Consider the following 12,335-nt stretch of genomic DNA (forward strand, 5'->3'; position numbering starts at 1 on the left):
GGGACGACGACGGCGACCGCGCTACAGCAGCGTGCGCCAGTAGTACCAGAACCGGTTGAGGATCAGCAGTGCGATGAGCACGTACCAGGCCAGGGGCACCAGCCAGTGGTGGCGGGCGACCGCCCGGACCGCCGGCCGCCACGTCCCCGGGACCGGTATCACCCCGCGCTGGACGTTGTGCAGCGTCGTGTACCAGAACACCGGGATCGTCGCGGCCCACACCAGCATGCAGTACGGGCATACGGCGCCGATGTGGTAGAGCGTCTGGTCGATCAGCCAGTGCACGAAGACGGCTCCGAGCACGACGCCCGCCTGGAGCCCGAGCCAGAACCAGCGGCGGAAGGCCGCGCCGGCGAGGAGGGCGACGCCGATGACGATCACGGCGGAAAAGCCCGCGATGCCGAGAAACGGGTTGGGGAAGCCGAAGGCGGACGCCTGCGGCGTGCGCATCACCGAACCACAGCTGATGATCGGGTTGATGTTGCAGCTCGGCTGGTAGTCCGGGTTCTCCAGGAGACGGATCTTCTCCAGGGTGAGGATGGCCGAGGCGGCCAGGCCCAGCGCTCCGGCGAGCACCAGCAGCCAGGCCAGCGGGCGGCCTCCGGACACCGGGCCCGGAGGCGCGCCGGCCGCCTCGTGGGCACGGGTTGCCGGGGAGGTCGACGTGGTCACGAGCCCTCTTTCGTCGGAGAGGGTGACCACGGGCGCGTCTTCGATTCCCTCGCTTCGCTCGATCATGGCGCGACCCCCGGCTACCGCGAGCCGCCGGAGACGGACCGCTGGATGAGCGCGGTGTACTCCGCCGGTGAGATCGGATTCCCCGTGGCGTCGAGCACGGCCAGCGTGCGGCCGTTCAGCTTCAGCGTCGGGGTGCTGTCGACCCCGCTGCGGGTGAAGGCGTCGCTGACCCGGTGCGCCCAACCGGCGTAGGTGCCGTCCTTGACGGCCTTGACGAAGGCGGGCGTGGTCAGGCCGGGTACCTTCGCGGCGAGGGCGAGCAGGTGGTTCCGGTCGGCGAACGCGTCGGCGCGTTCGTCGGGCTGGTCGGCGTACAGGACGTCGTGGAACGCCTTGAATCGCGCCGTGCTCTCGTTGAGCGCGGCACCGGCCGCCTGCAGCGCCTCCATCGAACCGCGGCCGCCCAGGTTGCCGTCCAGGAACGTCCCCATGTGGTACCTGATCTTGTAGACGCCCGTGTCGGCGAACCGCTGGATGGCCTTGCCGTCGGTCCTCTCCAGCTTGCCGCAGTACGGGCAGCGGAAGTCCTCCCAGACGTCCAGGGTGTTACGTGCCGTCGCCCTGCCGTAGACGATCAGCGTGCCGTCGGCTCCGGAGGCGTTCGCGGGCACCGTCACCTGGCCGTCCTGGGCGCCGCCGTTCGCGGTGCCGATCGCGAGGGCCGTTCCGCCGCCGAGCAGGATCGCCGTGATCCCCGCGGCGATGCCGGCCCTGCGCCACCGGGCGCGTGTCCGCCTCCGCCGGAGCTGTTCGGCACGCAGGCGCGACCGCGCGGACCGCCCATCGGATCGGAAGCCCTTCGTCCTGTTCTCGTTCTTGTTCTTTGTCTTGTCGCTCATGGCCGTCCTCGGCTCGAAGAGATGAGAAAGGGACGCATGGCCTGAGCGGGAAACCCGCACCTGGCAGGCGGACGGTTTCCCGGAGGGACCGCCGGGCGGACCTCGCCCGTCGCGAGCGGGGCCCGGAGGGCACGCCGCAAGCGAAGACGAGAGTCAGCCTGGGTTCGGCCGATCGCCGACGTGACGCCGAGGCGCCTCCCGGGCGCCGTGCGGCGGGAGTCGCGGGCGGTCTCTCAGCAGGCCGGAGCGAGAACCGGCGGGCCCCGGCGGGCCGACGTACGCCGCAGCACGTACCGCGGACCGGGGCACGGCCGCTCCAGCGGCGGCACCCGCCACGCGGGCGGCAGAGGAGCCGGAGCCGGGGCGGTGAGCAGTGCCGACAGTGCCGTCAGCCCGGTCCAGGTCAGCGCCGCCGCCGCGCGCAGCACCACGAAGACGGCCGCCTCACCGCGCCGCAGCCACGCGGCCATCACGAGGGCGACGACGGTGTGCAGCGCCAGCAGCAACAGGACCTGACCGGCGGCGAGAACGGCCAGCGAGTGCGAGGGAGAGGCCGTGGCGGCGCCGAGCAGGCCGGGCCGTACGGAGCCGCCGCCACAGACCAGCAGCCCCGGCCAGCCGCCGGAGCCCGCGCCCGGAACGCCGACGGCACACCGCTCCTGCACGCTGTTGAACAGCGCGTTCAGCGCCAGCTCGGCCGGGACCAGCATGGCCGCGATCTGCAGGAAGCAGCGCTCCGCGCCGGTCAGCAGCAGCGCCAGGACGAAAACGGCGGCGCCGGCGAGCAACAGCGTGTCCACCGGCATGGGCCTGCCGGTCACGACCAGCCGGCCGCCGGCGGACAGCAGCACCGACAGCACGGTGAACACCACCGCGCGCGACGCCCGCAGCCCGGAGCCCGCCCTCATGGGGCGAGTATGACATCACGGACGAACATCCAGAAGACCGGGATCCGCTACCGGAGATGCCCCCGTACGGCACCGCCGACCTGAGCCGACGCCCCCCTGTCCGGTGTCCGGTCAGAGCACCGCCAGTCCCACCGCGGTCTGGATGACGATGGCGAACACGCACACGACCGCGAGGTAGGCCATGATCCGCTGGTTCGGCTCCACGTAGCCCTGTTCCGAGGAGGAGGGCGGTGACGTCGTCTTGCGGTGCGACGGCGCACCGTGGCCGTACCTCGGGCGCAGGCGCGCCAGCGAGCCGCGCCGGCCGGGCAGGTGCCACAGGGCGTCCGTCTTGAGCTGCTGGTGGCCCGCGACGTTCGTACAGGCGTACAGGCGTCCGCGGGCGCCGTTGCGGCACGGGTCGCCGTCGCGCGTCGCCACGCCGCACCTGGTCGGGCAGAAGCACAGCTCGTACATGCACCAGACCAGCACGGTCAGCGCCCACAGGCGCCACGTGCCCGTGTACAGGGCTAAGGCGCCCAGCGCCGCGATTCCCGTCCACCACGCCGACTGCGCCTGGCCGCGGGTTCGTTTCGCCATGACCATCCTCTGCGTGCGGTACCCGTCTGGCCCTCCGCCAGCAAAGCACCCTCATGGCGCGGCGCAGCACCCCTTGACCGGAAGAGGTGAAAACACATCACATGTGGCATATGAGACAGGAGGAACGAGGCTGACGGTGTAACGCAAGCGACGACACGGCGGCGAGCGAGCGGGAAGGATGACCTCCATGGAGTGGACGGTCCACGGACGGCGGGCGATCTACGAGAGTTCGTGGATCAGTCTCGATCTGGTCGACGTCGAGCTTCCGGACGGCAGCCGCTTCGAGCAGCACGTCGTACGGATGGCGCGGCCCGTGGCGGCCGTCGTGGTCCTGGACGAGCGCGACCGTGTGCTGCTGATGTGGCGGCATCGGCACGTCACCGACACATGGGGCTGGGAGATCCCGGCCGGGCGGATCGAGGAGGGCGAGACCCCCGAGGAGGCCGCGGTGCGCGAGGCCGAGGAGGAGACCGGCTGGCGGCCGGGGCCGCCGCGGCTCCTCGTCGTCTCACAGCCGTCCAGCGGCTCGGTCGACTCTCGCCACCACATCTTCCGCGCGGACGGCGCCGAGCACATCGGGCCGCCGACCGACATCACCGAGGCCGAACGCATCGCCTGGGTGCCGCTCTCCGAGGTCCGCGGCCTCATCGCCGAAGGGAAGATCGTGAACGGCCCGACGCTGATCGGCCTTCTCCACGTGCTCTCCGGTCCCGGCCGGACGGCCCGTCCCCCCGGCGTACCGGGCTGATCGTCACGTAGCGTCACGGACGATCGGCCCTGGGGCGCATGCGGTTCGTGGTGAGAACCTCCTCGCGGCCGCGGAGGATTACCGGCGCCGGGGCGCGGGCACAGCCTTGGAGGAGGCAGCCCAAGAACGGGGCCGGGCACGCGGGGCGGTCGCGGTGACGCACACCCACTCCGCTTCCGGTTCCGTTCCCACGAAGAGCGCGTGGGTCACCGGCGGCAGGCGGCGCTCCCGCCGAAGCCACTCGAGCGCGGGTGATCTTTTCAGTCCGTGCCCGATGAATCATGATCAATATGCCTGGATCTCTTGGGCATAGCGGTCAAACCCATAGTTTCGCGCGCAGGCGGCTACCTCGAATGACAGACGCGTCACGGCCGTGGCGCGTACGGTCCATAGGAAGGCGAGCCAACCATTCGAGGAGCCTCCTTGGACACGGTTCAGCAACTGCACGACATCTCGGATAGCGACGTCGCGGAATGGCATGACGTCCTCGCCGCGTCGGTGGCCCGTGACCTGCCCGGCGAGCCGATGCCCACGCTCGACCACGTGCACGGCGACCTGACCACCCCCGGTGTGGACAGCCGCGACCTGCGGTGGGCCGTGCGCACCGCCGGCATGCTGACCGGGGTCGCGCGGCTCCGCCTCTTCGACGGGCCGGGGCGCGACCACCTCGGCCAGTTCACGATCGACGTCCATCCGGACCACCGGCGGCGCGGCATCGGCTCACGCCTGCTCGAGACCGTCGCCCACGCGGCACGCCGGGAAAAGCGCCGCAGCCTCGTCGTCGAGGCCTCATCCGACACCCCGGGCGTGGCGTTCCTCGAGGCCAAGGGGTTCACCTGCGTGCTCTCCCTCAGCCTGCTCCTGCTCGACGTACGCGAGGTGAGCGGCATCGCGGAGATCGTGTACGCCGAGCACCCCGGCTACCGCCTGACGCGCTGGCTCGGCGTCGTGCCCCACGATCTGGCCGACACCTTCGCCACCGCGAAGTCCGCCATGGGCGACATGCCCGCCGGAGACATGGACACCACGACCACCTGGGACGCCGACCGCGTCCGTGACATGGCCGAAGTCGTGGAGAAGCGCGGCGACACCCTCCTCACGGTCGGCGCCCTGCACGGCGACAAGATCGCCGGATTCACCGAGCTGGTCATCCCGGTCGGCGACGGCACCCGGGCGATCCAGTCCGACACGGCCGTGGTGCCCGAGCACCGCGGCAACGGGCTCGGCCTGTGGGTCAAGGCCGCGATGCTCGACTGGCTGCGCGCCGAGTGGCCGGCGGTCGAGGAGATCGAGACCGACAACGCCGAGGACAACGAGCACATGCTCGCCGTCAACGAGCGGCTGGGCTTCCGTCCGCTGCGCAAGACACGGCAATACCATTACGAGCTTTGACGATCGCCGCCCGCGCCGCGACCTCCTCCTGAGCTTGACGGTCTACAGTTACGGAGAGTTCAGGGAGGCACAGGTGCTGTACTGGTTCATGTCCACCGTCGTCCGGCGGCTTCTCAAGATCCTGTTCCGGCCGGTGGTCGCGGGCCTGGAGAACGTCCCGGCCGAAGGCCCGATCATCTTCGCCAGCAACCATCTGTCGTTCGTGGACAGCGTGCTGATCCCCCTCGTCATGCCCCGCCGCGTCACGTTCCTGGCCAAGGCCGAGTACTTCGAGAGCAGCATCCTCGGCGCGTTCCTCAGCTCGATGGGCCACATCGCGGTGCCGCGCACGGAGCAGCGCGCGGCCGTCGCCGCGCTCGACATCGCGCTCAAGACCCTCGACGAGGGCAACGCCTTCGCCATCTACCCCGAAGGCACCCGGTCCGAGGACGGCCGCCTCTACCGGGGGCACACGGGCGTGGGCTGGCTCGCACTGAACGCCCAGGTGAGCGTCGTCCCGGTCGCCGTACGCGACACGCAGCGGATCATGCCGGTCGGCGCCCGGCTGCCGCGCATCCACCGGCCGGGCGTGACGTTCGGCAAGCCGATCGACTTCAAGCCCTTCGCCGACATGCCACCCGCACGCGGCCGCCGCGCCCTGGTCGACGAGATCATGCGAGAGATCCAGAAACTCTCGGGCCAGGAGTACACCGGCACCTACAACGAGCGCTCCAAGGTCTCCGCGGCCTAAGTGTCGTCCTGGGCGTCGACCAGGGCGAACATCGCGTCCGCGAACCGGCGGGTAAGGCGGGCCAGTTCGGTACGGTCGCGCACGTTCCAGCCGGCGAAGACCTCGTCGAGGACGCGTCGCCGGCCCTGGTTGATCGCCTCGACCACGCGGTGGCCCTCGGGGGTGACCGTCGCGGTCTTGATCCGCCGGTCGTGCGGGGCCTCGTCACGGCGATGCGCGCCGCCGTGCTGCACGGGATCGGCCGTACGCCGCGCTGTGAGACCTTTCCCGCGCCGACGGCCGGCGAGGACGAGGTGGTCGTGACCGTCACCGCGGCGGCGCTGAAGCCGTCCGACCGCTGGATGGCCGCGGGCGTGCACTACGCCCCGTCGGTGTTCCCCACGGTCGTCGGGCTGGACGGCGTGGGCCGGCTGCCCGACGGCACGCGGGTGGCGTTCTTCGGCCTCCGGCCGCCGTACGGCGGGATGGCCGAGCGGACTCTCGTACGGCGCGGGATGTGGCTGCCGGTGCCCGAGGGCGCCGACGACGTCATGGCGGCGGCGGTGCTCAACCCGGGCGGCGCCGCGTGGAAGACCGTCGTGGTGGAGGGTGACGTGAGGGCCGGGCAGACCGTCCTCGTGCTCGGCGCCACCGGGGCGTCCGGCCGGATCACGGCGCAGCTGGCCAAGGGCCGTGGCGCACGGGTCGTCGCCGCGGGACGCGACCAGCGCGTCCTGGACGAGCTCGTGGCGCGTGGCGTGGACAGCGCGATCAGGGTCGACCGCCCGCACGACGAACTGGCCGCGGCGATCGCCGCCGAAGGTCCGTACGACCTGGTCGCCGACTATCTGTGGGGCGCGCCGGCCGAAGCGGTCTTCGCGGCGCTCCCCCGCACCCGGCCGGCCGCCGAGCGGACGCGCTACATCCTCGTCGGCATGAGCGCGGGCGAGACCGCGTCCCTGTCCGCCCTCGCGCTGCGCCGGGCGCCCGTGCAACTCGCCGGCAGCGGCGCCGACGGGGCCGCGTCCATCGCCGACGCCGCGACCGGCTACGCGGAGGTGCTCCGGCGGGTCCGCGCGGGCGAGATCACGCTCGACGTCGCACCGGCGCCGCTGGCGGACGTGGAGGCGGTCTGGTCGAAGGCCGGCAGCGACCGGCGCACCGTGTTCGTTCCGTAGCGGTGATCGAACGTCAGGTCGCATTCCGGCCAGCGCGCACGTCGGCGGGCGGCCAATCTCGACGTCATGAAGGACATCGAAGGCAAGGTGGCCCTGGTCACCGGGGGTAGCCGGGGCATCGGCGCGGCCGTGGCCGTACGGCTCGCCGAGGGCGGGGCCGACGTCGCCCTGACATATGAGCGCGAGGCCGAGCGCGCGGACGCGGTGGTCGACCAGATCAAGGGCGCCGGCCGCCGGGGGCTGGCGATCCAGGCCGACAGCGCGGACGTCGCCGCGGTCACCACGGCCGTGGATACGACCGTCGCGACGTTCGGCCGGCTCGACATCCTGGTCAACAACGCGGGGGTCTTCCTCGTCGGGCCGCTCGACGACCTCGGTCCGGCCGAACTCGACCGTACGCTCGCGGTCAACGTCCGGGCGCCCTTCGTGGCGTCGCAGGCGGCGGCGCGCCACATGACCGCGGGCGGCCGGATCATCAGCATCGGCAGCAACATGGCCGAACGGGCGGTGTTCCCCGGGTTCACGCTCTACGCGCTGAGCAAGACCGCGCTCATCGGCATGACCAAGGGACTGGCCCGCGACCTGGGACCCCGCGGCATCACCGCCAACCTGGTCCACCCCGGTCCGACCGACACCGACGCCAACCCCGCGGACGGCCCGAACGCCGACATGATCCGGGGCTTCACCGCCCTGGACCGCTTCGCCGAACCGGGCGACATCGCGGCCACCGTCGCCCACCTCGCCGGCGACGGCGGCCGGTACATCACCGGAGCCGCGATCAACGTCGATGGCGGCTTCACCGTCTGACGACCACGTCGACGGCGGTGCGTGTCCGGTGGACGCGCACCGCCATGCGCCCTCAGAACGTCACAGCGGCTGCTCGAACCAGACGACCTTGCCGGTCGAGGTGCGCTGGGTGCCCCAGCGTTCGGCGAGGGCGGTGACCAGTTGCAGGCCGCGGCCGTTCTCCGCGGTCACGTCGGCGCGCCGCAGTGTCGGGAGCTCGTACCCGTCGTCGCGGACCTCGCACAGCAGGGAGTCCGTACGGATCAGGCGGAGCCCGATGTCGCCCGCCCCGTGGCGTACGGCGTTGGTGACCAGCTCGCTCACCAGGAGCTCGACCGTGTCGGCCAGGTGGGACAGCCGCCAGGTCGCCAGGGCCTCCCGGACCAGCTCGCGCGAGTGGCGCACGCGGACCGGGAGCGCGTCGAACGTCCAGGAGATCACGTCGTCCTTGGGTATGCCCTTGAACCGCACCGCGAGCAGCGCGATGTCGTCGTCGCGCGGGCGGCCCGCGCCGAAGCCGTCGATCAGCGTCTGGCACACGCTCTCCAGGGGCTGCGGCGGGCCGCTGAGGTATTCGCGCAGCGCGGCGAGCCCGACGTCGATGGCCTGGCCCCGGCGTTCGACCAGGCCGTCGGTGCAGAGCACGAACTGGCTGTCGTCCTCCACCTCGAACTCCGCGGTCTCGAACGCGACGCCGCCGACGCCGATCGGCGCGCCGGAGGGCACGTCGAGCAGCTCGCTGTCGCCGAACGGCGAGACCAGCACCGGGGGCAGGTGCCCGGCGTTGGCCACCTCGCAGCGCCGCGCCACCGGGTCGTAGACGACGTAGATGCAGGTCGCGATGTACTCGTCGCCGAGCCGGCAGGCGAGGTCGTCGAGCTGGCGCAGCAGCCGGCCCGGCGGCAGGTCCTGCGCGGCGAGGGTGCGCACGGCGGTGCGGAACTGGCCCATGATCGCCGCCGAGGTCATGCCGTGGCCCATGACGTCGCCCACCACGAGCGCCAGCCGGCCGCCCGGAAGCGGGATCGCGTCGAACCAGTCGCCACCGACGCGCACGGTCTCGTTCGCCGGGACGTAGCGGTAGCAGATCTGCGCCCCGGCGACGACGGGCGGGGTGTCGGGCAGCATGGTCTTCTGCAGCTCTCTCGCCGCCCGGCTCTCGCGCCGGTAGAGCCGCCCGTTGTCCACGCAGACCGCCGCGCGGCGGCAGAGCTCCTCGACCATCGTCACGTCGAACTGGTCGAACGCGGGCCGGTCGGGCCGCCGCAGCAGCGTGAGGTTGCCCAGCGCGGTGCCGCGGGCGATGAGCGGGGAGACGAGGAGCGCCCGTCCCTGCAGCAGCGGCCGGAAGTCGCGGTCGGCGAAACGGGCCGACATCCGGCGCGCGAACCGCTCGCTGACCTTCGGCACGCTGACGCTGTGCCCGGTCAGCAGGCTCTGGGTGAACGGCGTGGCGGCCGGCAGCCGGAGCTTCTCCCCGCGCGGCACCAGGTCGTCCCAGCGCCCGTACGCGTCGTCGTGGCTCACCGCCACGCGTACGGCCGTGGGCGACTCGTCGGGGGTCAGCGGGGGCAGCTCCTGGTCGGAGACGATCGACTCGAGGAGCTGGACGTCGGCGAAGTCGGCGAAGCGCGGCACCAGCGCGGTGCACAGCGCCGCCGCGGTCTGCACCGGGTCGAGCGTGTCGACGATCCGGGAACCCGCGTCATTGAGGAAGTCGAGCCGGTCCTGGGCCGTCGACCGGTCGAGCGCCCGCGCGGGCACCGCCGGGCGCCGTGACTCGCCGACCTTGGTGATGCGCTGCTCGGGCGAGGGCGGGGTGCCGAAGTAGGCCGCGAACGGCAGCCGCGCGGTGACACTGACGTTGACCGCGGGATAGCCGCGGGTGAGGACCTGGCGGACGATCGACTCGGCGGCGCCGGGCGGCATGGCCGGCAGCATCTCGGTCAGCCGCCGGCCGAGCATCGACGGGTCGGCGCCGCCCGGAGGCAGGAGAGTCGGCTCGACGCGGAGGAGGCGTACGCCGCTCTCGCTGGTCAGCGGGGTCGGAGAGGGCGCCTTGACGAGAACGTCGCCCAGCGCGAGGCCGGGCCCGCCGTCGCGCAGCCGGTTGGCGTCGGCCGCGATCGCGAGGACGCGGGCCCGGTCGGGGCCGCTGAGCGGATAGACCCACCACGCCACCTCGCGGAGCGTGCCGTCGTCCATGGCCGGCACCAGGAAGGCGCCGGTCCAGGCGTGCCGGATGCGGGAGCCGCCGGGCTCGAACGCGTCACCGTGCTCCTGCGGCATCCGCAGGAGCGTACGCAGCGGGCGGCCGGCGGCCTCGTCCTGGGCTAACCCGAAGATCTCGACCGCGGCGTGGTTCCAGTGGGTCACAAGGCCGAGGTCGTTGAGGATGACCACGGCCATGGGGGCGAGCCCGAGGAGATGCTCGTGCAGCAGGCGGGGTGAGCCCGCGCCCGCGGGACGAGCGAGGCCATGGCGACGTTTCACCGGCAAGGACACCTCCCCGAACGGGTGCTTCACACAGCCCCCTGCACCCGTTGTGAGTGGCACGCTACAGACCGCGCGGCATATTCGCCTCGGTTTTCGCGCCAACGTCATGAGACCGGCCAGGCCACCGGGCCACGCTGGCCCCGCCAGGCATTTCTCGCACCGCGAGGCCCGTTCCGCACCGCACGCGCCCTCCCCCCTGAGTGTCCGCTCATTCAGGCGCCGTCCTGGTAGCGTTCGCGGCGAATCCCGAGGTGGAGGAAGCATGCCCGGCTCGATGCGCGACCGGATCCTGGCGGCGGCCGTCTCCGTCATGCGCGAACGCGGGGTCGCGCACACCACGACCAAGGAGATCGCTCGCGTCGCCGGGGTGGCCGAGGGCAGCATCTACAACCACTTCGCCGACAAGGCCGAGCTCGTCGCGGCGTCCATGACCGAGATGGCCGGCGGCATCCGCGACGCTCTCACACGCCTGTCGCAGCGGGTCGGCCAGAACTCGGTGGAGGACAACCTCGCGGAGTTCGCCGAGGCCCAGATCCTCTTCTTCACCGACCTGTTGCCGATCACCGGGCCGGTGCTGGGCGACCACGACCTGCGCGCGTGGTTGCGCGCCGGCGGCCCGCAGACGTCGCACGGCGAGCCCGCCCCGGCTCCGGTTCTCGGCCACGCCGCGGTGATCGCCTACCTGGAGGCCGAACGCGACGTGGGGCGGCTGGCCGCCTGGGCCCGGCCGCCCTGCCTCGCCGCCCTGCTGATCGGCGCGTGCCGGCAGTACGCCTTCGTACGGCTGCTGACGCCGCCCGAGACCATCACCGAGGTCGCGGGGCTGCCCGCCGACCCGGCGGAGTACGCCCGCGACGTCGCGCACACCGTCATGGCGGGCCACCACGCCCGCCGCGCCCGTCCGCGGTGATCGCGGCGATCAGCACGCGATACCGGCCCGCGCCGCCTACCCGGAGTGGTCGGCCGGGCGCCACAGGTGTCCCATCTCCACGCCCGGTCTTTCCATGTTGTTCCAGGTCACGTACGATTTGTGGTGGAAGCGCCGGAAGGTCGCAACTTCCGGACCAGCACAGACCGTGACCAAAACCACTTTTCACGGGTGGCGTATCCGCGTTAGAATCGTTTCTCGCGGCCAAACGCCGCGAATCGGGCGTAAGACCGCCCCGGCGCCCTCCAGCGCGGCCCGCTCCCTCGGGCCTCTGGTCGGTGACCATGTCCGTTTCCCTTGGGCGATGAAGCCGACAGCCGCACAGGGCCCCGCTCTGTGCCCGGAGTCCGTACCTCCGTCCGTGCCCCCGACCCGGCTCGGCTCCGGTCCCTGACAACCGCAGGGCGAAGGCTCGCCCAGCTCAGCACCCTTACGGAGCGAGTATGACCACAGCGGCACCCGCAGCGGGCCGCCAGGACGACGAGCGCTACGAGCGCGACGTCAGGCCGCTCATCGACCCGCTGTACGCCAGCGCGGTGCGTATGACGCGCAACCCCACTGACGCCGAGGACCTCGTGCAGGAGACCCTCGCCAAGGCCTACGTGAACTTCCACCAGTTCGAAGAGGGCACGAACCTCAAGGCCTGGATGCACCGCATCCTCACCAACAACTTCATCAACACCTACCGCAAGAAGCAGCGCGAACCCCAGCGCGCCGGCACCGAGGAGATCGAGGACTGGCAGCTCGCCCGCGCCGAGTCGCACACCTCGACCGGCCTGCGCTCGGCCGAGCACGAGGCGCTCGACCGGCTGCCCGACTCCGACGTGGTCAAGGCGCTGCGCGCGCTCGCCCCCGAGTTCCGTACGGCCGTCTACCTGGCCGACATCGAGGGCTACCCGTACAAGGAGATCGCCACGATGATGGGCACGCCCATCGGCACGGTGATGTCGCGGCTGCACCGGGGCCGCCGCCAGCTCCGCGAGCAGCTGCAGGCGTACGCCCCCCGCGTGAGCGTCGTACGCGCCGCGTGACCC

Annotated in this window: 14 protein-coding genes; 8 read left to right on the top strand and 6 right to left on the bottom strand. The window is 71.9% G+C overall.

The window, feature by feature from the left end; all coding sequences use genetic code 11:
• Positions 1-21: 21 nt before the first annotated feature.
• The 4 genes from OG417_RS45560 to OG417_RS45575 form a co-directional block, all read right to left on the bottom strand.
• Positions 22-738, bottom strand: a complete 717-nt coding sequence (locus tag OG417_RS45560; RefSeq protein ID WP_329243254.1) for a vitamin K epoxide reductase family protein — start codon at positions 736-738, stop codon at positions 22-24.
• Positions 739-752: 14 nt separating this feature from the next.
• Positions 753-1,577: a thioredoxin domain-containing protein gene (locus OG417_RS45565; RefSeq protein WP_329243257.1), complete on the bottom strand. Its 825-nt coding sequence runs from the start codon at positions 1,575-1,577 to the stop codon at positions 753-755.
• Between the two features lie 233 nt (positions 1,578-1,810).
• Entirely contained in the window at positions 1,811-2,485 is a 675-nt protein-coding gene (locus tag OG417_RS45570) for a hypothetical protein (RefSeq protein ID WP_329243260.1), read from the bottom strand.
• Between the two features lie 111 nt (positions 2,486-2,596).
• Complete coding sequence (locus OG417_RS45575; RefSeq protein WP_329243263.1) at positions 2,597-3,064, bottom strand: hypothetical protein; 468 nt, start codon at positions 3,062-3,064, stop codon at positions 2,597-2,599.
• 187 nt (positions 3,065-3,251) lie between these two features.
• Here OG417_RS45575 and OG417_RS45580 point away from each other — a divergent pair, with 187 nt between their 5' ends.
• The 4 genes from OG417_RS45580 (at position 3,252) to OG417_RS45590 (ending at position 5,934) form a co-directional block, all read left to right on the top strand.
• Positions 3,252-3,812, top strand: coding sequence for an NUDIX hydrolase (locus OG417_RS45580; protein WP_329243266.1), 561 nt, complete (start codon positions 3,252-3,254; stop codon positions 3,810-3,812).
• A gap of 22 nt (positions 3,813-3,834) precedes the next feature.
• Positions 3,835-4,125 carry a GNAT family N-acetyltransferase gene (locus OG417_RS54675; protein ID WP_442875790.1) on the top strand — a complete coding sequence of 97 codons (291 nt, stop codon included), beginning with the start codon at positions 3,835-3,837 and terminating at the stop codon, positions 4,123-4,125.
• A gap of 110 nt (positions 4,126-4,235) precedes the next feature.
• The gene (locus tag OG417_RS45585; RefSeq protein WP_329243270.1) at positions 4,236-5,204 is read left to right on the top strand and encodes a GNAT family N-acetyltransferase; all 969 of its coding nucleotides are present in this window, start codon (positions 4,236-4,238) and stop codon (positions 5,202-5,204) included.
• Positions 5,205-5,238: 34 nt separating this feature from the next.
• A complete protein-coding gene (locus OG417_RS45590) occupies positions 5,239-5,934 on the top strand; it encodes a lysophospholipid acyltransferase family protein (protein WP_329243272.1) in 696 nt (231 codons plus the stop codon).
• On the opposite strand, the gene OG417_RS45595 is transcribed toward OG417_RS45590, so the two are convergent.
• Complete coding sequence (locus OG417_RS45595; protein WP_329243275.1) at positions 5,931-6,167, bottom strand: hypothetical protein; 237 nt, start codon at positions 6,165-6,167, stop codon at positions 5,931-5,933. The two genes, OG417_RS45590 and OG417_RS45595, sit on opposite strands and share 4 nt — an antisense overlap.
• Here OG417_RS45595 and OG417_RS45600 point away from each other — a divergent pair.
• Positions 6,147-7,091 carry a quinone oxidoreductase family protein gene (locus OG417_RS45600; protein ID WP_329243277.1) on the top strand — a complete coding sequence of 315 codons (945 nt, stop codon included), beginning with the start codon at positions 6,147-6,149 and terminating at the stop codon, positions 7,089-7,091. The genes OG417_RS45595 and OG417_RS45600 overlap by 21 nt on opposite strands.
• Before the next feature lie 66 nt (positions 7,092-7,157).
• The gene (locus OG417_RS45605) at positions 7,158-7,898 is read left to right on the top strand and encodes an SDR family NAD(P)-dependent oxidoreductase (RefSeq protein ID WP_329243279.1); all 741 of its coding nucleotides are present in this window, start codon (positions 7,158-7,160) and stop codon (positions 7,896-7,898) included.
• Between the two features lie 60 nt (positions 7,899-7,958).
• Here the strand turns inward: OG417_RS45605 and OG417_RS45610 are convergent, their stop codons facing one another.
• On the bottom strand, positions 7,959-10,370 hold the full coding sequence (locus OG417_RS45610; protein ID WP_329243282.1) for an ATP-binding SpoIIE family protein phosphatase: 2,412 nt from the start codon (positions 10,368-10,370) through the stop codon (positions 7,959-7,961).
• A gap of 265 nt (positions 10,371-10,635) precedes the next feature.
• On the opposite strand from OG417_RS45610, the gene OG417_RS45615 reads away from it, so the two are divergent.
• Together OG417_RS45615 and OG417_RS45620 are read left to right on the top strand one after the other, a co-directional pair.
• Positions 10,636-11,283, top strand: coding sequence for a helix-turn-helix domain-containing protein (locus OG417_RS45615; RefSeq protein WP_329243284.1), 648 nt, complete (start codon positions 10,636-10,638; stop codon positions 11,281-11,283).
• A gap of 461 nt (positions 11,284-11,744) precedes the next feature.
• Positions 11,745-12,332: a sigma-70 family RNA polymerase sigma factor gene (locus tag OG417_RS45620; protein ID WP_329243287.1), complete on the top strand. Its 588-nt coding sequence runs from the start codon at positions 11,745-11,747 to the stop codon at positions 12,330-12,332.
• Positions 12,333-12,335: the final 3 nt, after the last annotated feature.

Source organism: Actinoallomurus sp. NBC_01490, from assembly GCF_036227085.1.
Lineage (GTDB): Bacteria > Actinomycetota > Actinomycetes > Streptosporangiales > Streptosporangiaceae > Actinoallomurus > Actinoallomurus oryzae.

What these genes read in the sequence shown, in the direction of transcription:
- OG417_RS45560 (WP_329243254.1), bottom strand. Translation starts at nt 738, where the DNA reads ATGATCGAGCGAAGCGAGGGAATCGAAGACGCGCCCGTGGTCACCCTC.
- OG417_RS45565 (WP_329243257.1), bottom strand. Translation starts at nt 1,577, where the DNA reads ATGAGCGACAAGACAAAGAACAAGAACGAGAACAGGACGAAGGGCTTC.
- OG417_RS45570 (WP_329243260.1), bottom strand. Translation starts at nt 2,485, where the DNA reads ATGAGGGCGGGCTCCGGGCTGCGGGCGTCGCGCGCGGTGGTGTTCACC.
- OG417_RS45575 (WP_329243263.1), bottom strand. Translation starts at nt 3,064, where the DNA reads ATGGCGAAACGAACCCGCGGCCAGGCGCAGTCGGCGTGGTGGACGGGA.
- OG417_RS45580 (WP_329243266.1), top strand. Translation starts at nt 3,252, where the DNA reads ATGGAGTGGACGGTCCACGGACGGCGGGCGATCTACGAGAGTTCGTGG.
- OG417_RS45600 (WP_329243277.1), top strand. Translation starts at nt 6,147, where the DNA reads ATGCGCGCCGCCGTGCTGCACGGGATCGGCCGTACGCCGCGCTGTGAG.
- OG417_RS45605 (WP_329243279.1), top strand. Translation starts at nt 7,158, where the DNA reads ATGAAGGACATCGAAGGCAAGGTGGCCCTGGTCACCGGGGGTAGCCGG.
- OG417_RS45615 (WP_329243284.1), top strand. Translation starts at nt 10,636, where the DNA reads ATGCCCGGCTCGATGCGCGACCGGATCCTGGCGGCGGCCGTCTCCGTC.
- OG417_RS45620 (WP_329243287.1), top strand. Translation starts at nt 11,745, where the DNA reads ATGACCACAGCGGCACCCGCAGCGGGCCGCCAGGACGACGAGCGCTAC.